Below are 19212 nucleotides of genomic sequence, written 5' to 3' on the forward strand. Positions count from 1 at the left end.
CTTTGCTATATATATAAATACATATTATTTAATTATTTTAGTGAAGTTTTCAAGTTAAAAAGGATAGAAAGAGGGAGAATACTGTATAAAACGGAATAAATAAGAATTGAAAATATTGTAAAACGGAAGAGGCGTGCATATAATTAAAATAAAGATTAAATTTCTGAATCTTCAATAATGGTGGTGGGAACATGTTTACTGAAGAGCGTAGAGAAAAAATTTTAGAGTTACTGAAGAAAGATGGAAGGGTAATTGCTAAAGATCTTGCGGAAAGTTTCGATATGTCTATTGATTCTATAAGAAGAGATTTGTCTATTATGGAGAAGGATGGCTTGTTAAAAAGAACACATGGAGGTGCAATCGAACTTGCTAGAGTAAGGAATTTAGCTGCTGAACCATCGAAACGTTATCGTGATAGTTCACTAGATGAAGAAGCGATTACAAAAGTTGCTGCATCCTACATACAAGAAGGAGATTCCGTTTTTATTGGCGGGGCCTCTATTCATTATACTATGTTAAAATATTTACCTGAAACATCGTTTACAGTGATTACGAATGCTTTAGAAATTGCTAGTACGTTACGGGAATATAAGAACATTGATACGTACTTAATTGGTGGAAAGGTGAAACCATCAGGAAATATGACAGATACACTTGCCTCTGAAATGATAAGTAGATTCTCTATTGATCTGTATTTCTCTACAGGTGGTGGCATTTCATTGAACGGTATAAGTACTGCAACGCCAGAAGTTGCTTATTTTGGAAAAACAGTAAGTAAAATTGCTAGAAGAAACATTTGTTTAGCTCCTCATACTAAACTCGGAATAGACTGCTTTATAAAAGGAGAGTCACTGAGAGAAATTGACCTTATTATAACAGATGAAGAGACTAGTAAAGAAACGATTCAACAATTTGAGAAACAAGGCAAAGAAATTTTGATAGCATCAATAGACTGCATTTAAAAGGAGTTTGTAATGATTATAAAAGAACAAGAGTTTTATATAAATGGATTAACTTATACAATTCGTTCTGCATCTGAAACGGATGCTGAGCAGTTATCGGAAATTAGAGTTCAGATCGATGGCGAAACTGAAAATATGGATAGAGAAGCTGGAGAGGGATTTATAGATAAGATAGGTTTTCAAAAAATAATTAAAACAGATAGTGAAGAGACGAAAAATCTTTTTTTAGTTGCAGAAGTGGACAACCGAATCGCAGGATTTTCAAGATGTGAAGGATCAAATTTGAAGAGATTATCCCATAAGGTGGAATTTGGTGTTTGTATTTTAAGAGAATTTTGGGGATATGGAATCGGTAAGAGTCTATTGCAACAATCTATTCAGTGGGCTGATGAAAATGAAGTGAAAAAGATAGCATTGCAAGTGTTAGAGATAAATGAAAAAGCTATTCAACTTTATAAAAAATTAGGTTTTGAAGTAGAAGGTATTTTGAAAAATGATAAAAGGCTTTCGGATAGGAAGTATTATAATACGGTTGTAATGGGAAGGTGTATTTGAGTCTGTTCATAAAAGAGGGGGAAATGTATGTTTTATAGAAGAAAGTACTATATAGTAAAAAATGAATTTATTAAAATATTTAATGATCCTTTCAATAACACGAACTTACCTAATCAGTTAAAACATGGCTCTAGGCTAATAGGGCGCTGGATGAAAGATAATAAGAATGACACGACTGAAGTGTTTGCCATATGGGAATATGATAGTTATGAACAGTATAAAGAAATTGAATCAAAAATTAGAAGTGATAAGATGCATGTTAAAAGAATACATGATTGGTATGAAAAACATGGCGGAAGAGAATATGTTTTACAGAAGTACATAGTAGAGTTAAAAAATGAAGAGTTAATATGTACTGTAAAGTGATAGAGGAGTGATGGATAATGAGAATTAAACCAAAATTATATTTTAGTTTAGCATCTACCATTTTATTTGCAATAGCGGTGATAGTTTTCTTTATAAACGGCACTCCACAAAAGTGGTTTTGGTTATGTATTTTCTTTGCGTCCATTATACAAAATATAGTTTTACTAAAAAAGAATAAAGAAGCGAATTAGGATATTCAAATTATTAACATATTTGTGTCGTCTTTCTAGTTTTGTTGAAAACGCTTTTATTCAGTTTTATAATAAAAGTATGTTTTTACAGATCTCCAAAACAATGAATAGGGAGATGATACAATGTTAGCTTCACCGTTTTACTTACATACATGGAAAAAGTTTGTTGATGAAGGAGTCCTTGATTCGAACCGTATAAACGAAAGAATTTCAGAGTCATGGCATCGATGTAAACAAGCAAATGTGAATCCTCATATGAATAAAGGTCAGAAAATTTTGTCTTCTAATATTTTTCAGGATCAAAAGAAAAAGAGTGAAATCTTCCTTGATATAGCAATACCTCAATTACAAAATATGAGGAAAACCATTGATGAACTGCAAATGATGGCATTATTAATTGATCCAGACGGTTACGTTCTATCGCTAAGTGGAAATCAACAAACGTTAAAACGAGCGAAACATATTAACTTCATTGAAGGTGTGAAATGGACGGAAGCAGCTGTTGGTACAAATGCGATAGGAACCGCGTTACAGATTGAAGAGGCTATTATGATAAGTGGTACAGAGCATTATTCTGTCGCATCTCATAACTGGAGCTGTGCGGCCGCTCCCATTCATAATGATGACGGGAAATTAATTGGAGTTCTAGATTTCTCTTGTCCAATTGAATTTTCACATCCGTATATGCTCGGGATGGTAACCTCGATTGCACATGCGATTGAACGTGAATGTAGTATTCGAGTGCATCAAAATGAATTACATTTAATCCATCGTTTTTTAGATGTAATTGACAGTGATGAACAAGTTGTCATTTGTAATCATCGTGATGTTATCGTTTCTGCAAGCAAGAAGGTTCGAGAGCGAGTTTCTAATTGGTCACGAATGAAACTTGAAGATTTAATGCGAAATGGATTGAAACCTAAATTAGAAGTACCAGTATATAGTAATGAAAGAATGATCGGGAAATGTATTTATGTAAAAGAAAATAAGCGAGAGAATTTATTTTCTACTTCCCCATTTGTAAACGGAATTACTTTCCCTGGAGTTATTGGGACAAGCAATGCATTTCAACATACTTTAGAAGAAATTAAGCTTGTATCTCCAACTGACGCTAGTGTATATGTTTGTGGTGAAACAGGTGTAGGGAAAGAATATGTAGCGAGAGCGATTCATGAAAATAGTCCAAGAAAAAATGGTCCTTTTATAGCTGTTAACTGCGGTTCATTGCCGAAAGAATTAATGGAAAGTGAATTATTCGGTTATGCTGAAGGTGCGTTTACAGGTGCGCGGCGCCAAGGATATAAAGGGAAATTCGAACAAGCAGACGGTGGAACAATATTTTTAGATGAAATTGGTGAAGTGCCGCCAGAGATGCAAGTAGCATTATTGCGTGTTTTACAAGAACGAACAGTAACCCCGATTGGCAGTTCAAAAGAAGTACCAGTAAATATTCGTATTATTACAGCGACACATAAAGATTTACTGCGATTAGTAGAAGAAGGGAAATTTCGTCAAGATTTATATTATCGGTTACATGTTTATCCGCTATATGTTCCATCGTTAATGGAAAGAAAAGTGGATATTCCGTACTTCATACAAGATTTTTGTGAACGAAAGAATTGGAATGTTGTATTCCCAAAGAGTATTTGTAATCAATTTTCACAGCATACATGGCCCGGAAATATTCGGGAATTATTAAATGTGTTAGAACGGATTTACATTTTGTCGCAAGGACGGGAAATATGCGAAAAACAAATCTCTTTTTTATTACAAACAATGATGGGAAATCAACATCAACTTGAATTGCAAACAGAAAATAAAACAGAACATACATTAAATTTCCGTGAAAAAATACAGCGTGATAGTATGATTGAAGCGCTAGAAAAGACGAATGGAAATGTTTCATTAGCTGCAAAACTATTAGATGTTCCTCGAAGTACATTTTATAAACGAATGCAAAAATATAAGATATAAAGTAGATTTTTGTAATCTACTTTTTCTTTGTGGGCTCATGTTCTGTCGGAATGTGCGCTTGCCAGGGAAATAATAGAATAGTTAGAAATTAATTTCCGGAAGGTGGACTTATGTGAAGTATATTGAAATTGGCATCGGAAATAAATGGTTCGTTCGAACGGAAACTGAAAATAAAGATGGAACTGAATTTGAGGAACGAGGAATTATAAAACCTATTTATTTTGAGTCTTTATATGTACGGATTTGGTTTCGGAAAGCGTGTTTTATTTTTGATACGAAAGAAGGGTTTAAGAAAGTTAAAAAGAGGAGGATTGAATATAAATTTATAGTTGGGATTGTAAGTAGGTTAAAACAATAGTATTAAATAGGGGGTGTTTTTATGATTAGAATTACTACATTCATACTCGCTATTATTGTAATGGGCTATTCTATTTACAGTTGGAATGATGATTCGAAGCAAAGTATGCTTATTTTGCAATTATTATTAAGTTTTATGCTAGCTGGTATGGGGATACAAAACGTTAAGAAGGGGGAAAAAGGGAATAAGGATATGGGGCTGTTACTTTTACTTACATCGCTATTTTGTATTGCTGTATCGTTAATGAAATATTTAAAATAAGCTGTTACTTAACATGTTGAGTAACAGCTTATTTTTTGAAGTTTTCTCATTAAAAATAGTAGTTGCTGTTTGGTACATTTCTTTATCAATACAAAATCTTTTTGTTATCCAATAAGCAATCTCAGATGTGGTAAGACTATGTTCGCTTTTCTTACCTTGGAAATATTGCTAAAACATTCCCGTTATTTAAAAAAACACTTTTAGCATCATCATAACCAGATAAAATATTTTTATAGACCATACAATAGCACACCTATATAAATGAGTGTGCTATTTATATAACCCAGTCGTATACATTTCCGTCAATGTATGCACAATTTCTCCTAATTCTAATTCTTTATCATTTTTCACAATCGTCCAAAGAAACATCTCATTCATCGCGAACCAAGCACGTGCTACAATTTCTTCATTTAATTCAGTATGAGCTAATCCACTTTCTTGAGAGTATGTAATATCTTGCATAATATTTTTTATAAAGCGTTCCCGTATCTCGTCCCATTTTTGACGTATCTCTTTTGATAATCCGATTGCTTCTTGTACAACTTGCAATATAGCTCTTTCTTTTTCTGCTAGTTGTAGAAATGCTCTAACTTGATTTTGAATCATTTTATGTGCTTCTTCTTTCGTTTGAGGTGAAAAGGAGCGCTCAGCAATATCATAAAATTGATTCATGACATCTTCCATTAAAACAATGAGGAGATCATCTTTGTTTTTAAAGTATACATATGCCGTTCCATAACCAGTTTCTGCATGTTTAATAATTTGTGTAATTGTCGTTTTTTGAAATCCGTTATGTATAAAAATAGTGTAACCAGCGTGTAATAGTTTTTTCTTTGTTTCTAAGGAGCGGTGTTTTCTTGATGAAAGAGTATTGTTTTTCAAAGAATCACCTCCTTATACTGAAATATCTGAAAATATAACAGTATTGTAAAAGAAATGCATATATAAAGTCAACTGACATAATATCATTGACGTTATATCAACTAAGGTGATATATTTCAATTAGTTAGAATAAAAAGAAAATTAAAAGAAGGTGACACCATGTATAAAGAACCATTTCAACCAACTTATGAATATGCGCTTGAATGTGATAAACATGATGAACTGAAAGATTTTCAAACTGAATTCTATAAAAAAGAAGGAACAATATATTTAGATGGAAACTCATTAGGACTACTTTCAAAAAGAGCAGAGAAATCGTTACTTACGTTGCTACATTCATGGAAAGAGTATGGAATTGACGGCTGGACTGAAGGTGAGCATCCGTGGTTTTTCCTTTCAGAGAAATTAGGTGAATTGACTGCACCTCTTATTGGAGCTTTACCGGAAGAAACAATTGTAACCGGTTCCACGACGACGAATATACACCAAATGATTGCGACATTTTATGAACCGAAAGGAATACGTACAAAAATTCTTGCTGATGAATTAACATTTCCATCAGATATTTATGCACTTCAAAGTCAAATTCGTTTAAAAGGATTAGATCCAGATGAGCATTTAGTACGAGTGAAGAGCCGAGATGGTAGAACACTTTCTGAAGATGATATTATTCACGCAATGACAGATGATATCGCGTTAATTTTATTACCTTCTGTACTATATAGAAGCGGTCAAATTCTTGATATGAAACGTTTAACAGCGGAAGCACATAAGCGTGGTATTCATATCGGATTCGATTTATGCCATTCAATTGGTTCTATTCCGCACCATTTCAATGAATGGAATGTTGATTTCGCAATTTGGTGTAATTACAAATATTTAAATGCAGGACCTGGTGGAGTTGCGGGCCTTTATGTAAATAAAAATCATTTTAATAGACTTTCAGGTTTATCAGGTTGGTTTAGTTCTAGAAAAGATAAGCAGTTCGATATGGAACATACATTAACAGCTGCTGATCATGCAGGTGCTTATCAAATTGGTACACCGCACGTATTAAGTATAGCACCTTTAATCGGTTCCCTTGAAATATTTAAAGATGCTGGAATAGAACGTTTACGTGAAAAATCCCTACATATTACAAGATACATGCTTAATTTAATTGATCATGAATTAAAAGAATTTGGATTTACAATTGGAAATCCATTAGAAGATGAAAAACGAGGCGGGCACATTTATTTAGAACATGCAGAAGCAGCGCGCATATGTAAAGCGCTAAAAGCAAATGGAGTGATCCCTGATTTCCGTGCACCTAATGGAGTAAGACTTGCGCCGGTCGCTTTATATAACACATACGAAGAAGTGTGGAAATCTGTACAAATATTAAAGAAAATTATGAAAGATGAAGAGTATAAGCAGTTTGAAAATAAGCGAGAGGTTGTGGCATAAGTATGAAAGCTTCAGAGTGGATTGATATTTCACAACCGCTAAATAATGATATTGCTACTTGGCCAGGTGATACACCGTTCTCGTATGAAGTTTCATGGTCAAAAGAAGAGAGTGGCTCAGTAAATGTCGGAAAGTTAACGATGAGTATTCATACAGGTACTCATATTGACGCACCGTTTCATTTTGATAATGATGGAAAGAAAGTAATAGATTTAGATGTTCAAGTTTATGTCGGTCCAGCGCGGATCATTGATGTTTCTAATCTTGAAAGCATTGGGAAAAAGGAATTAGAAACCTTTCATTTAGAAGGCATAGAACGCTTGTTGTTACGCACAGCTTCACATGGTAAAGCGAATGAATTCCCAGATGTAATCCCGCATTTACGTGCTGATATAGCACCATTTCTTTCTGAAAAGGGAATTCGTTTAATTGGGGTAGATGTACCATCAGTAGATCCATTAGACGATAAAGAATTAGCAGCGCATCACCAATTGTTTAAACATGGTATACACATTTTAGAAAATGTCGTACTAGATCATGTAGCAGACGGCGATTATGAATTAATCGCATTACCACTTGCCTTAACAGATGCAGATGGAAGTCCAGTTCGAGCAGTTATTAGACCAATATAAGTAGAATTATATAAAAGGGGCGTTTGGCTAATATGAAAGAAAACGAAAAGGTAATTATGGAAAAAGGAATTCATACGGACTTTAAAGAGAATATGACGTACGGGGAGTATTTACAATTAGATAGTTTACTATCTTCTCAAAAGAGATTATCAGATCATCATGATGAAATGTTATTCATCGTGATTCACCAAGCAAGTGAACTTTGGATGAAGCTTATTTTACATGAGTTAAACGCAGCGATTGAATCTATTAAAAATGATAAATTACAACCAGCTTTTAAAATGTTAGCACGTGTATCAAAAATTCAGTCGCAAATTATTCAATCTTGGGATATTCTTGCGACATTAACGCCATCAGAGTACATTGAGTTTCGTGATTCACTCGGTCAAGCTTCTGGTTTTCAATCGTATCAATATCGTATGATTGAGTATGCGCTTGGCTATAAAACGCCTCACGCATTAAAAATTTATGAAAAAGATCCAGAATTACACGCTCGCCTTCATACAGCGCTACATACACCAAGTTTGTATGATGTCGCAATTCAAGCTCTTGTAAAAGAAGGATTCCCTATTCATAAAGATGTGTTAAACCGTGATATTACGCAGCCTTATGAAGAAGATGCAACGGTAGAAGCGGCATGGATAGAAGTGTATGCCGATGTGAAAAAATATTGGAACTTATATCAGCTTGCTGAAAAATTAATCGATATTGAAGACTGGCTACAACAATGGCGTTTCCGTCATATGAAAACGGTAGAACGTATTATTGGTCATAAAATGGGAACAGGTGGATCTTCTGGTGTATCTTATTTGAAAAGGGTACTTGATCAATGTTTCTTCCCAGAGCTTTGGAATGTTCGTACGAAATTATAAAAAACAAACCTGTCAGTTTATTACTGGCAGGTTTGTTTTTTATTTGAACACATTTATGTTTTAATTAAAGCTACAAGATATAATAAATAAGGTAATGATTTAATTGGAGGTAAAGTGTTGGATTTCAAGCAACTAGAAAATAAATTTGAAAAGAAAAAAGTAAATACATTTCTCGTTTATCAAAAAGGTGAGCTAACAAATGAATATTATAAAACGATAGAATGTGCAAGTAATTTATATAAAATAAATTCGATTACAAAAAGTATTGTGTCCATATTAGTAGGTATTGCAATCGATAAAGGATATATAAATGATATACATACACCGATTACAGAATGGATTCCAAATATATCAGAAGAAAAAAACGAATTAACAATTTATCATCTATTAACGATGACAACAGGTGAGGATTGGAAAGAGTTCGGAAATGGAGTAGTGTTCCCAAATGATTTTGTAGAATCGGAAAACTGGGTGCAGTATATATTAGAAAAACCAATAATTGAAAAACCCGCTACAAAAATGAATTATAACTCAGGGTCTTCACATTTACTTAGTTATATTATTCAAGAAGCTACTGGAATACCGACAGAACAGTTTGCGAAAAAATATTTATTTGATCCATTAGAAATTACTGAATATGAGTGGCAGCAAGATCCCCAAGGAATACATGTCGGCGGCTTCGGTATGAAAATGAAATCTAAAGACTTATTAAAGCTCGGAATATTATGTTTGCAGAATGGATATTGGCAGGGGAATGAAATTGTATCATCGAAATGGTTAGAAGAATCAAGTACACCTCTATTTGAAACGTATGAACATGTCGGGGCATATGGATATCACTGGTGGGTATTGAATAACGAAAGATTTCACATACCGTATTGTATGTATTTTGCTATGGGATATGGCGGACAATACATCGTTATCATTCCGCAGTTAGAGCTTGTTGTTGTAATAAGTAGTCATATGCCAAAACGCGGACTCGTTCCATTGAAATTATTTATTGAGCATGTACATGAGCATTCTAATCACATTTAATGAAACAGCATGTATGAGGAGTGTAAAAATGATATTACTTTTAGATTACGATTAAATCTTCTAGCGTTTCGTAACCTTATTACTTAATTTATAAATAAATGTAAAATAAACCCCACTGTTTAAAATATAAACAGTGGGGTTTTCATTTTATCTACTCGTCTTCTGAAATGACATCTTTATAAATTTCTCCGTTTTCGTTTCAAATTCTACATCAACAAAAACACCATATTCTTTTCCATCTTCACGTAGCCACAATTTAAATTTTTCAACTGTTATTTGAACGGTTTTCGGTTTTCTACCTATATGAAGGTAATCAATAATCTCCGCTTTTGGGTATTGTTCTTTCGTCTTTTCTACAGCAAGTTTCCCCCATTTGGCATACGGAGGCTGCGCATGAACAATTGATGGGACAGTATATATATTTGAACATGTAGTTATGAACAAAATGACGAGTGCGATACGCTTTAACAATTTTTTCATGATGAACTCCTTTTATCTTTTTTTATATTGTTTACATATTTTTTCAACGATATGAGTTTGGATTTTTTTGTCTTCTTTACATAAAAGCGAGGCTTTTACAAAACATAACCAAGAAATCATTTACATAATTAAGGAGGGAAAATCATGCGCCAAAAAGCTATTTTTAAAATAGCAGTTTTACTTGCGTTCATAGGACTATCTTTGATGGTCAGTAGTATACAACTAAAAAATGTTGAAGCTTTTTCTAATCAAGTCATTCAAAGAGGAGCATCTGGCGAAGATGTCATTGAACTGCAATCTCGTTTGAAATATAACGGATTTTATACGGGAAAAGTGGATGGTGTTTTCGGATGGGGTACATACTGGGCACTTCGAAATTTTCAAGAGAAATTTGGATTACCTGTTGATGGTTTAGCTGGAGCTAAAACGAAGCAAATGCTAGTAAAAGCAACGAAGTATGACAAGTCAACAGCTAATAAAGGAACGACAACGAATAAAGGAAATAGTGGTGGTACTGCACAAGAAAATAAACCATCTCAAAATAAAGGGACAAATGTTCCAAATGGTTATTCTCAAAATGACATTCAGCTTATGGCAAACGCAGTATATGGAGAATCTCGTGGTGAACCGTACTTAGGGCAAGTTGCAGTAGCTGCGGTTATTTTAAATCGAGTTACAAGTGCATCATTCCCAAATACCGTTTCGGGTGTAATCTTTGAGCCAAGAGCATTTACAGCAGTAGCAGACGGACAAATATATTTAACGCCAAATGAAACAGCGAAAAAAGCTGTATTAGATGCAGTTAATGGATGGGATCCAACAGGAAATGCATTGTACTATTTCAATCCAGATACCGCAACAAGTAAATGGATTTGGACTCGTCCACAAATTAAAAAGATCGGGAAACATATTTTCTGTAAATAGAGCGGAGGTGGAATTGTGTTACGAGGTATTGTAATCGTATTATTAACAATCGGTGTAGTTGGAACTGGATATTGGGGCTATAAAGAACACCAAGAGAAGAATGCAGTATTAATTCGAGCAGAAAATAGCTATCAACGTGCGTTTCATGATTTAGCGTATGAGGTTGATTTATTGCACGACAAAATTGGAACAACGCTTGCGATGAATTCACGTGCATCTTTATCACCTGCATTAGCAGACGTATGGAGAATAACATCTGTAGCTCGTTCGGATGTAGGACAACTGCCTTTAACATTAATGCCTTTTAATAAAACGGAAGAATTTTTAGCAAATATCGGTGATTTTAGTTACCGTGCAGCCATTCGTGATTTAGAAAAAGAACCGTTAAATAATCAAGAATACAAAACGTTGGAAACTTTATATTCAAATGCAGGAAATATACAAGATGAGTTACGAAAAGTGCAACATCTTGTTTTGAAAAATAATTTACGCTGGATGGATGTTGAGATGGCACTCGCATCAAATCGTGATCCTGCAGACAATACAATTATTGACGGATTAAAAACAGTAGAGAAAAACGTAACATCGTATTCATCTACAAACTTCGGACCGACCTTTACTAGTGCACAAAAAAATAAAAAAGGTGGATTTGAAGCAGAGGGGAAAGCAATCTCTAAAGATGAAGCAACGAAAATTGCAAAATCGTTTTTGAACTTAAAAGGAAATGAAAAAGTAGATGTTGAGAAAAGCGGAAAAGGTGCGAAAGAATCTTTTTATAGTGTGAAAATTAAAGACGAAGCAACGAATAATGAGTTTTATATGGATATTACCGGAAAAGGCGGATATCCAATTTGGGTTATGAATAACCGAGAAATTAAAGAACAGAAAATTAGTTTAAACGATGCAGGAAGTAAAGGTTTGACCTTCTTAAAGGACCACAAGTTTAATAATATGGAGCTTTTTGATAGCTCACAATATGATAATGTTGGTGTATTTACGTATGTAGTAAATGAGAATGGTATACGAATTTATCCAGAAGCAATCCAAATGAAAATTGCTTTAGATGATGGTTCTATCGTTGGTTTTTCCGCAAAAGAATATTTAGCATCACACCAAAAACGAACAGTTCCCTCAGCAAAGCTAACTGCAGCAGAAGCAAGAAAGAAAATTAATCCAGATGTTAAAGTTATGGAAGAACGTAAAGCAGTCGTAGTAAATGATTTGCATAATGAAGTACTTTGCTATGAATTTGTAGGTACTTTAGGGAAAGATACGTACCAAATTTTCATTAATGCAAATAGCGGAGCAGAGGAAAAAGTGAAGAAAATGCAAGCTGTTGAAAAAATTTATGATTAAACTTTAATAGTAAAGTGGTGAGAATAATGAAAATCTTAATATATATGTTGATGCTTTGCTTTTTTATAACAGGATGCAGTATTGGAAAAAAGGATAATCCAAACGAAAAACCAGAGCAAAAAAATGTTTCGACGAAAAATGTTAATTATACAAACAAACCAAATAAGCCAAATGAAAAAGCAGCGGATCATTTAGCATCTTTAGCCGCAAGTGTGCCAGGTGTAAATGATGCAACAGCCGTAGTAGTCGGCAAATATGCTATTGTAGGTATTGATGTAAAAGCGAAACTCGATCGAACTCGTGTTGAGTCCATTAAATACTCTGTGGCAGAAAGTTTAAAAAACGATCCGGATGGTGCTAATGCAGTCGTTGTAGCGGATGTTGATACGTATGAACGACTCAAACAAATTGGAAAGCAAATAAAAAAAGGAAAAACAGGTGAAGGTATACTTGATGAGTTAGCAGCAATTGTTGGCCGAGTAATGCCACAAGTTCCAAATGACATGATTGAAAATCGAGAAACGAATCCAATTAAAGATAATGATAAACAATTACCAAAAGATGAAGAACAAGAACTAAGAAAAGAACAGAATGACCAATCAAATAATCATTTGAATAAATAAAGTTAACCCCGTACTTAATTGTACGGGGATTTTTTAATATAATATTTAATATTCAGTTTATTTTTAAGGGAATATATGGTTTAATTATGATGGGAGGGACAACTGTTATGATGAAAAAAAGCGCATTAATAGTATGTAGTTTATGCTTAGGTTTCAGTATGACAGCGTGTGAACAAAAGAAAGAAATGAAAAAACAAACAGCGACTTCTTCTACTGTGTTGGAAAGTGAGAAGAAAGAGTCTATAAATATAAATCATTTCTCGAATATAAATGAAGGAATGACTTATATTGAAGTGAAAGATGTAATTGGTTTTGATGGTAATTTACTTATAGAAGAAGGTGTAGAAGATTCTACACAAATTAAACAAATTTTTTCATGGAAGGGAAGCGATCCAACTTCATTAGTTGAAATTACCTTTTTAGATGGAAAAGTGCATTCAAAAGCGCAGCAAGGTTTAAGTTAATAAGTTGAAAAATGGGAGAGTTTAGCATGAACATACATACAGGGGAAATTCAATTAGTTCCGTATAAGGAGAAATATAAAGAAGTTATACAAACATTTACTTTACCAAGTGAACAAGTTCAATTCACATCAGATCCAGGTGAATTATTGGAGAAAGCAAAAAGTGATCGAACAAAAAATGTGATTGTTATTTTAGATTACAATGGGGTACCTGTTGGTCTTTTCGCCTTGCAAACGGGAGATAGAGTACAGGAGTTCACAGATAATGAAAACGCTCTACTTTTAACTTCGTTTTCTATAAATCAAAATAGACAAAGAAAAGGATATGCTAAAAAGTCATTGGCTTTATTACAAGAGTTTGTAAAACGTTATTTTCCGATGAAAAATGAAGTTGTACTTGCTGTGAATGAAAAAAATGTTCCTGCACAAAATTTATATGAAAAAGTCGGCTTCCAAGATAAAGGCTTTAGAAGAATGGGACCAATTGGTCAACAAATTATAATGCATTTACCTATCATAAAATAATGAGGAGAAAAACTTACTCTTGCATAACAAAGTAGTAAGTTTTTTTATTTAGTACGCTATATAATGTAGAGTATATATATAAATGAAATAGAAATGAAGGAAATACAAAATGAATCAAGTTAGAAAATGGAATATTGTTGGAGGAAGGGTGATAAAAACCGGAATAGCAGTTTTTCTTACAGTTCTAGTTTGTGAATTTTTCAATATACCCACTATTTTTGCTGTCATCACGGCTATTGTAACGATTGAGCCAACTGCAACGGATTCTATAAAAAAAGGGCTAATTCGTTTTCCAGCTTCAACAATTGGATCGGCGTATGCAATGACTTTCACATTTTCCCTAGGTCATCAGGCTCTTTCTTATGCGTTAGCAGCGATGTTTACAATCGTTACATGTCAAAAACTAAAGTTACATGCGGGAACGTTAGTCGCAACATTAACTGCCGTTGCAATGATCCCTATTACGGCAGATCATTATTTCACTACATTTTTAATTCGATTAGCTACTACATCTACTGGTATTATAGTATCTACTTTAGTGAATTTTTTCATTTTTCCACCACACTACCTTAAAACCATTTTGGGATGTACAGAGGAGCTATTTGTTAAAACGGCAAATATTATGGAGGAATGGCTTAATGCATTAATTGAAGGGAAAGTTATAACGAAAGAGACAACTCATAATCTATCTAATTTAAATTTATCATTACATAAAGCGGTACAATTTGTTCAATATGAGCAAAAAGATTGGAAATATCATCGACATACAAAGAAGGAAATGAGAAGCTTTTTAGCCATGCAGAAGCAACTCCATATATTGCAGCAAATTATTTATCATATAGATAATTTAGCTCGAGCACCAATTGAAACATGGGACTGGTCACAAAATAAAAAAGAGATATTACAGCGAACGGTTCATTCTGTAATTTCTATATTAAGAAATAATTGCAATGAAATAGATGAAGAACATTTTAAACTGATTGATGAATTAGACAAAAAATTTTGGGATTATAAAAATGATTTAGGACATTGTAAACCAAATCAATATCATCATCACTTTTCAAGCGAATCTATCATTTTGTTTGAGGTATTATCTATACATGATATGTTAGAGGAATTAAAACAAATATCCGAGAAATATGAGAGTGAAAATCAACTCAATTCTTCAGCTCATTTAAATGGGGAAGATTGATATGACAATTCATATTACATTACTAAGAGGAATCAATGTAGGCGGGCATAAGGTAATCAAAATGGCGGAATTAAAACAAATGTTTGAATCAATAGAGTTAAAACAAGTAAAAACATATATTCAAAGCGGTAATATCGTGTTCGAATCTGAAAAAGATATTGATTTTTTAAATAAACGAATACAATCGGAAATGAAAAACGTTTTTGGTTTTGATGTTCCAGTCATGTTAAGAACACATGAGGAATTTATAAATATGATAAAAAGATGCCCCTATGAAGCCGATTCATTGTTAGATGGGGAAAGTATACATGTTGCCTTCTTAGCAAATGAACTTTCTGAAAAAGAAAAAGATCATCTGCTTAAGCAAAAAAATGAGACTGAAGATTGTTTTATACATGAAAAAGTTGTGTATTTATTTTTCAAAAATAGCATTCGAAATTCTAAATTAATGAGTCTGTTTCAGAAGCTACATACACCAGCTACAGTTAGGAATTGGCGGACTGTGAATAAATTAAAAACGATAGTTGAAGGAATGTAAATATAAAAAGATGAGATTCACTTAGAGCAGATAAATGTTTAAGAGACTATGGTTATATTATAAAATAAACGAATTGAGGGGTAGGTAAGATGGGGAAATTTGTGAAAGACCAAAAGGTAGTTGCATTTACATTTGAAGGGTTGGCACCATGTACGGTTGTAAGAGTTGGTTGGATTTTTATCATGGTACAAGTAGAAGAAACGAAACATTTATATTCTGTAACAAAAAGTAAATTAACACCTATAGAGGAAGAGGAACACTACCTTTTAGAAGAGAGTATTGATGAAGAAGGGGTATTCGATATAGGTAGATTGTTTGCTAAAATAGAAGCAGAAGATATGGACCTTGCAAAGAAATCATTTGAAGAAAATGAAGACTTCAAGAAATACGAAGATTTTCACAATCCATCAGAAGGGAAACTGTATGGTGGAGAGTACTATACTACAATCAAAACAGGTAAAGAGTTACTAGAACAATACTTTAATCGAGAAGAGCTAGAGCGTAATGGTACTAATTAAATTAGATGTGAAAACAGGTAAAGGCCAAATCTTATTTATGTTAGGTATATAGACTAAAAAATTTATATTTGATTATTGGGAGGATAAAATAATGGATTTGGTAAACAAATTTTTAAACGGCTTGAGAGCAGCATTATCAACAGATGATCTCGAAGCACTAAATAAAGCATGCGGTGCTACAAAAGAGGATATTGATATATTAAGGTTGAAATATCCGAATTGTCCAGAATCATTAATCTCTTTACTTGAAAATATCGATGGTACATATTGGCGGAAATATGGAGAAAACAAAGTTGCGGTATGTATTTTAGGCTCAGATGTTGACGAGTATCCATATTATTTGCTTTCTACACTGCAGATGCTCGAAAGTTCAAAAGAAGAAGAAGACGTATCCTATCTTTTAGAATACCAAGATGACGAGGATGCTGTTGATTCTAAGATAAATCCACAAGGACTTCTCCCTGGCACTTATATTCATTTTTCAGACTGTATGAACAATGGTGGAACATCAAGACTCTATATTGATTTTAACCCTTCTGATGAAGGTGTATGTGGTCAAATAATCCGTTTTTTGCACGACCCTGATGAATATGAAGTGATTGCAAACAGCTTTGATGAGTATTTACTGAATCTAATTGCTGGTGATTTTAATTTTCTAGAAGAAGAATCTCAATAATTTGTCTACAAACTCATTTAAAAGGTTAGAAATTAAACAACTTTAAAGAGCCTTACTACAATATGATTGGTAGCGAGGCTCTTATATTTTTTAATCAGAATTAAATAACATTATTATCACTTTACAAAATCTCATCTTTTTATTTATATTGTTTTGCGACTATAAGTTCGACAATAGGATAAATAAAGAATGAAGAGCAAAGTGCGATAAAAAGAGGAAGGTTCTTTATTTCATCGAGTAATAGGAATGCAAATCCTTCTGATAATAGTAAAACAAAAAACATAAGACATATAAGTACAAAATAAGCAATTTTAAAACTTTTATATTGGATTTGCTGTCCCATTTCATCTTTGCTTTCTTCTGATACTCCGTTTGGATCTCCCCACGTAATATGATTGATGAGGTAGCTAATTATTATTGCACTTGCGAAGATTGTTCCACCTAAAATCGCACCTTCAGAGATGTATTTATAGACTCCATGTATAAGTACTCCAAGTAACGATAAAACGATTGTTAGTAAAATGGAATTTTTGCGATTCATATTAGAAATAACACCTCCATAGTTGTAAAAAACTCTTTACATCCATAGTATAAAATTGGAAAAGTTTTATGTCAAATACTTTTTACATAAATGGTGCAAGAACATGATATTTTGTTTTTATGATTAATAAAAAATTACATTACATTTGAATGTAAAAGAATGGGCTCGCATATATTTGGAAGGGATGTCAGATTAATTTAGGGGGTAGTTATGTCTATTCTATTAAAAGCTGGTGCTGATGCAGGAAATAACGGTTTGAAGTTAATGGTGAAAGGGCAAGACCCTATTTTTATTCCGAGTATATATTCTTTATATATAGGAGAGCCTACAGGATTGTTAGATGAGAGTGATGTTTCATTATCCGAATTAGAAAATCACATTGACGTGACCATTAGTTCTCCATCACTAATGTTAAATAACGTGCGGTATATCGTTGGGGAAAAAGTCATTCAAGATCAATTAAAAGGCACTGAGGTTGAGAAGAAATCAAATAAGTCAACTGATGAGTTAATGGTTATTACAATTCTATCTGGTTTAGCAGTAAGTGCTATGCGTCAAAGTCCAACTTCAAGTCATATTAATATTCGTTATGATTTATCTGTTGCTCTTCCTATGCAACTTATTACACAAGAAATAGCTGCGGAAAATGCGAAACGTTATATGGGCAATCATAAGGTTGTGTTCCATTATCCTAACGGACGTGATGTGACAATTAATATTTCAATCGAATATTGTAAATGCCTGCCTGAGGGCGCTTCTGGTACGTGGGGCATTGTATATGATGAAGAAGGAAATGTTGTGAAACATAAAATAGAATGTGAACAAAATCAAGTTTCAGAAATTGATTTTGTTGATAAAACTTTATTGTCTTTTGATATTGGTGCAGGGACGACAGAAGAAGTAGTTTCACTAGGTGTGAACTTTAGACCACAACTAAGTAAGGGCTTATCGTACGGTGTGAAAGAAACGTTACTACAAATTATTACAAGATGGAACCGGAAATATCCAACAAAGACGATTGATAGTATTACAGAATTTAACCAAATTTATTTAAATGAAAAGCACCCAAGAAATGCGTTACTAGTTGAAGAATCACAGCCAGCATTATTAGGTTTAGCAGCGCGTGTCGCAACGGATATCATAAACAAAATTGATGACATGAAAGACGATCCATACGTATTTATTTATGGCGGGGGGGCAGTAATTATTAAAAACAGTTTAAAAATGATTTTAAAACAAAAAGGACGACTAACAAATGTAATCTTTGTAGATAATCCATTATTTACAAATGCACGTGGATTATTAGTCTACACTTGTTCGCCAAAATATAGAGAGCATAAGCAAAAAGAGTTAGGATTTACAAACTTAACGATAAGTTAGTTGGTGGAAGTATGCGATCTAGGCGATATAAACGTGGTGATCGAGTAAAAATCAATATTCATAAATCAGTATCACCTGAAATGATTGCATGGCTGAATAAACAATCAAACCCAACCAATTTCTTTTTCTTTGCAGCGCAGCAACTCTTTAAACAAGTAGGAGATATTGATGTGTCAAAAGCTATACCAAATAGCCATGTTTTCTCATTATACGTGGAGCCATCATCTTTATTAAAGGTCGAAGTAAATCCCTTTAAAAATGTGCCACTAGAAGCTAATAAATCCACCGATAATATAAAAAAAAAATCATGGGAATCTGTTGATCAATTAGATTGTCCGTTTTTTTAAACATAGAAAAAAATAAGTATTGCCCATCACTATACATACGGATACAGTGATGGGCTTTTTTACATATAACGAATAGAAGGGGCACAAATAATGGATGTGCCCCTTCTATTCGTTA

Annotated in this window: 25 protein-coding genes; 22 read left to right on the forward strand and 3 right to left on the reverse strand. The window is 33.3% G+C overall.

Features of this window, described 5'->3' with window-relative positions:
* The first annotated feature begins 191 nt into the window (after positions 1-191).
* The 7 genes from DN394_RS18980 to DN394_RS19005 all read left to right on the forward strand — a co-directional run bounded on the left by DN394_RS18980 (position 192) and on the right by DN394_RS19005 (position 4667).
* Entirely contained in the window at positions 192-962 is a 771-nt protein-coding gene (locus DN394_RS18980) for a DeoR/GlpR family DNA-binding transcription regulator (protein ID WP_097994143.1), read from the forward strand.
* Positions 963-974: 12 nt separating this feature from the next.
* Entirely contained in the window at positions 975-1517 is a 543-nt protein-coding gene (locus DN394_RS18985) for a GNAT family N-acetyltransferase (RefSeq protein ID WP_149294118.1), read from the forward strand.
* Positions 1518-1544: 27 nt separating this feature from the next.
* Positions 1545-1883 (forward strand): NIPSNAP family protein, encoded by a 339-nt coding sequence (locus tag DN394_RS18990; protein ID WP_149294119.1) that lies wholly within the window; start codon positions 1545-1547, stop codon positions 1881-1883.
* A 17-nt stretch (positions 1884-1900) separates the two neighbouring features.
* The gene (locus DN394_RS29035; protein ID WP_001220675.1) at positions 1901-2074 is read left to right on the forward strand and encodes a hypothetical protein; all 174 of its coding nucleotides are present in this window, start codon (positions 1901-1903) and stop codon (positions 2072-2074) included.
* A gap of 123 nt (positions 2075-2197) precedes the next feature.
* Entirely contained in the window at positions 2198-4048 is a 1851-nt protein-coding gene (locus DN394_RS18995; protein WP_097916896.1) for a sigma-54-dependent Fis family transcriptional regulator, read from the forward strand.
* 112 nt (positions 4049-4160) lie between these two features.
* A complete protein-coding gene (locus DN394_RS19000; RefSeq protein WP_149294120.1) occupies positions 4161-4406 on the forward strand; it encodes a DUF3977 family protein in 246 nt (81 codons plus the stop codon).
* Positions 4407-4427: 21 nt separating this feature from the next.
* Positions 4428-4667, forward strand: a complete 240-nt coding sequence (locus tag DN394_RS19005; RefSeq protein ID WP_060486740.1) for a DUF3953 domain-containing protein — start codon at positions 4428-4430, stop codon at positions 4665-4667.
* Between the two features lie 270 nt (positions 4668-4937).
* Here the strand turns inward: DN394_RS19005 and DN394_RS19015 are convergent, their stop codons facing one another.
* Positions 4938-5549: a TetR/AcrR family transcriptional regulator gene (locus DN394_RS19015; protein ID WP_046959616.1), complete on the reverse strand. Its 612-nt coding sequence runs from the start codon at positions 5547-5549 to the stop codon at positions 4938-4940.
* Positions 5550-5708: 159 nt separating this feature from the next.
* Here DN394_RS19015 and kynU point away from each other — a divergent pair, with 159 nt between their 5' ends.
* The 4 genes from kynU to DN394_RS19035 all read left to right on the forward strand — a co-directional run bounded on the left by kynU (position 5709) and on the right by DN394_RS19035 (position 9534).
* Positions 5709-6995, forward strand: a complete 1287-nt coding sequence (kynU, locus tag DN394_RS19020) for a kynureninase (RefSeq protein WP_149294121.1) — start codon at positions 5709-5711, stop codon at positions 6993-6995.
* A 2-nt stretch (positions 6996-6997) separates the two neighbouring features.
* A complete protein-coding gene (kynB, locus tag DN394_RS19025) occupies positions 6998-7627 on the forward strand; it encodes an arylformamidase (RefSeq protein ID WP_149294122.1) in 630 nt (209 codons plus the stop codon).
* 32 nt (positions 7628-7659) lie between these two features.
* Positions 7660-8499 carry a tryptophan 2,3-dioxygenase gene (gene kynA / locus DN394_RS19030; RefSeq protein ID WP_149294123.1) on the forward strand — a complete coding sequence of 280 codons (840 nt, stop codon included), beginning with the start codon at positions 7660-7662 and terminating at the stop codon, positions 8497-8499.
* A 117-nt stretch (positions 8500-8616) separates the two neighbouring features.
* Positions 8617-9534: a serine hydrolase domain-containing protein gene (locus tag DN394_RS19035; protein ID WP_149294124.1), complete on the forward strand. Its 918-nt coding sequence runs from the start codon at positions 8617-8619 to the stop codon at positions 9532-9534.
* A gap of 147 nt (positions 9535-9681) precedes the next feature.
* On the opposite strand, the gene DN394_RS19040 is transcribed toward DN394_RS19035, so the two are convergent.
* Entirely contained in the window at positions 9682-10014 is a 333-nt protein-coding gene (locus DN394_RS19040; protein WP_046959612.1) for a DUF3889 domain-containing protein, read from the reverse strand.
* 144 nt (positions 10015-10158) lie between these two features.
* On the opposite strand from DN394_RS19040, the gene sleB reads away from it, so the two are divergent.
* From sleB to DN394_RS19085, 9 genes are all read left to right on the forward strand, one after another.
* Positions 10159-10938 (forward strand): spore cortex-lytic enzyme, encoded by a 780-nt coding sequence (gene sleB / locus DN394_RS19045; protein ID WP_001249054.1) that lies wholly within the window; start codon positions 10159-10161, stop codon positions 10936-10938.
* Between the two features lie 15 nt (positions 10939-10953).
* The gene (gene ypeB, locus DN394_RS19050; RefSeq protein ID WP_149294125.1) at positions 10954-12294 is read left to right on the forward strand and encodes a germination protein YpeB; all 1341 of its coding nucleotides are present in this window, start codon (positions 10954-10956) and stop codon (positions 12292-12294) included.
* Between the two features lie 26 nt (positions 12295-12320).
* Positions 12321-12917 (forward strand): YhcN/YlaJ family sporulation lipoprotein, encoded by a 597-nt coding sequence (locus tag DN394_RS19055; RefSeq protein WP_048547299.1) that lies wholly within the window; start codon positions 12321-12323, stop codon positions 12915-12917.
* A gap of 107 nt (positions 12918-13024) precedes the next feature.
* On the forward strand, positions 13025-13381 hold the full coding sequence (locus DN394_RS19060) for a hypothetical protein (protein WP_060486748.1): 357 nt from the start codon (positions 13025-13027) through the stop codon (positions 13379-13381).
* A 26-nt stretch (positions 13382-13407) separates the two neighbouring features.
* Positions 13408-13905 carry a GNAT family N-acetyltransferase gene (locus DN394_RS19065; protein WP_098209042.1) on the forward strand — a complete coding sequence of 166 codons (498 nt, stop codon included), beginning with the start codon at positions 13408-13410 and terminating at the stop codon, positions 13903-13905.
* Between the two features lie 109 nt (positions 13906-14014).
* Positions 14015-15097, forward strand: coding sequence for an aromatic acid exporter family protein (locus DN394_RS19070; RefSeq protein WP_149294126.1), 1083 nt, complete (start codon positions 14015-14017; stop codon positions 15095-15097).
* A 1-nt stretch (position 15098) separates the two neighbouring features.
* Positions 15099-15635 carry a DUF1697 domain-containing protein gene (locus DN394_RS19075; RefSeq protein WP_149294127.1) on the forward strand — a complete coding sequence of 179 codons (537 nt, stop codon included), beginning with the start codon at positions 15099-15101 and terminating at the stop codon, positions 15633-15635.
* Between the two features lie 89 nt (positions 15636-15724).
* Positions 15725-16153, forward strand: coding sequence for a hypothetical protein (locus DN394_RS19080; protein ID WP_000514636.1), 429 nt, complete (start codon positions 15725-15727; stop codon positions 16151-16153).
* Between the two features lie 91 nt (positions 16154-16244).
* The gene (locus DN394_RS19085) at positions 16245-16829 is read left to right on the forward strand and encodes an SMI1/KNR4 family protein (RefSeq protein ID WP_149294128.1); all 585 of its coding nucleotides are present in this window, start codon (positions 16245-16247) and stop codon (positions 16827-16829) included.
* Positions 16830-16968: 139 nt separating this feature from the next.
* Here DN394_RS19085 and DN394_RS19090 read toward each other — a convergent pair whose 3' ends face one another.
* Complete coding sequence (locus DN394_RS19090) at positions 16969-17370, reverse strand: hypothetical protein (RefSeq protein WP_149294129.1); 402 nt, start codon at positions 17368-17370, stop codon at positions 16969-16971.
* Positions 17371-17580: 210 nt separating this feature from the next.
* Here DN394_RS19090 and DN394_RS19095 point away from each other — a divergent pair, with 210 nt between their 5' ends.
* On the forward strand, positions 17581-18750 hold the full coding sequence (locus tag DN394_RS19095) for a ParM/StbA family protein (RefSeq protein WP_000025617.1): 1170 nt from the start codon (positions 17581-17583) through the stop codon (positions 18748-18750).
* Positions 18751-18761: 11 nt separating this feature from the next.
* Positions 18762-19097, forward strand: coding sequence for a hypothetical protein (locus DN394_RS19100; protein ID WP_098110498.1), 336 nt, complete (start codon positions 18762-18764; stop codon positions 19095-19097).
* The last annotated feature ends 115 nt before the right edge of the window (positions 19098-19212 follow it).

Source organism: Bacillus sp. BB081 (assembly GCF_008368895.1).
GTDB classification, from domain to species: domain Bacteria; phylum Bacillota; class Bacilli; order Bacillales; family Bacillaceae_G; genus Bacillus_A; species Bacillus_A wiedmannii.

Excerpts from the sequence above, each read along its gene's own strand:
- DN394_RS18980 (WP_097994143.1), top strand. The coding sequence starts at position 192 with ATGTTTACTGAAGAGCGTAGAGAAAAAATTTTAGAGTTACTGAAGAAA.
- DN394_RS18985 (WP_149294118.1), top strand. The coding sequence starts at position 975 with ATGATTATAAAAGAACAAGAGTTTTATATAAATGGATTAACTTATACA.
- DN394_RS18990 (WP_149294119.1), top strand. The coding sequence starts at position 1,545 with ATGTTTTATAGAAGAAAGTACTATATAGTAAAAAATGAATTTATTAAA.
- DN394_RS29035 (WP_001220675.1), top strand. The coding sequence starts at position 1,901 with ATGAGAATTAAACCAAAATTATATTTTAGTTTAGCATCTACCATTTTA.
- DN394_RS18995 (WP_097916896.1), top strand. The coding sequence starts at position 2,198 with ATGTTAGCTTCACCGTTTTACTTACATACATGGAAAAAGTTTGTTGAT.
- DN394_RS19005 (WP_060486740.1), top strand. The coding sequence starts at position 4,428 with ATGATTAGAATTACTACATTCATACTCGCTATTATTGTAATGGGCTAT.
- kynU (WP_149294121.1), top strand. The coding sequence starts at position 5,709 with ATGTATAAAGAACCATTTCAACCAACTTATGAATATGCGCTTGAATGT.
- kynB (WP_149294122.1), top strand. The coding sequence starts at position 6,998 with ATGAAAGCTTCAGAGTGGATTGATATTTCACAACCGCTAAATAATGAT.
- kynA (WP_149294123.1), top strand. The coding sequence starts at position 7,660 with ATGAAAGAAAACGAAAAGGTAATTATGGAAAAAGGAATTCATACGGAC.
- DN394_RS19040 (WP_046959612.1), bottom strand. The coding sequence starts at position 10,014 with ATGAAAAAATTGTTAAAGCGTATCGCACTCGTCATTTTGTTCATAACT.
- sleB (WP_001249054.1), top strand. The coding sequence starts at position 10,159 with ATGCGCCAAAAAGCTATTTTTAAAATAGCAGTTTTACTTGCGTTCATA.
- DN394_RS19055 (WP_048547299.1), top strand. The coding sequence starts at position 12,321 with ATGAAAATCTTAATATATATGTTGATGCTTTGCTTTTTTATAACAGGA.
- DN394_RS19060 (WP_060486748.1), top strand. The coding sequence starts at position 13,025 with ATGATGAAAAAAAGCGCATTAATAGTATGTAGTTTATGCTTAGGTTTC.
- DN394_RS19065 (WP_098209042.1), top strand. The coding sequence starts at position 13,408 with ATGAACATACATACAGGGGAAATTCAATTAGTTCCGTATAAGGAGAAA.
- DN394_RS19070 (WP_149294126.1), top strand. The coding sequence starts at position 14,015 with ATGAATCAAGTTAGAAAATGGAATATTGTTGGAGGAAGGGTGATAAAA.
- DN394_RS19075 (WP_149294127.1), top strand. The coding sequence starts at position 15,099 with ATGACAATTCATATTACATTACTAAGAGGAATCAATGTAGGCGGGCAT.
- DN394_RS19080 (WP_000514636.1), top strand. The coding sequence starts at position 15,725 with ATGGGGAAATTTGTGAAAGACCAAAAGGTAGTTGCATTTACATTTGAA.
- DN394_RS19085 (WP_149294128.1), top strand. The coding sequence starts at position 16,245 with ATGGATTTGGTAAACAAATTTTTAAACGGCTTGAGAGCAGCATTATCA.
- DN394_RS19090 (WP_149294129.1), bottom strand. The coding sequence starts at position 17,370 with ATGAATCGCAAAAATTCCATTTTACTAACAATCGTTTTATCGTTACTT.
- DN394_RS19095 (WP_000025617.1), top strand. The coding sequence starts at position 17,581 with ATGTCTATTCTATTAAAAGCTGGTGCTGATGCAGGAAATAACGGTTTG.
- DN394_RS19100 (WP_098110498.1), top strand. The coding sequence starts at position 18,762 with ATGCGATCTAGGCGATATAAACGTGGTGATCGAGTAAAAATCAATATT.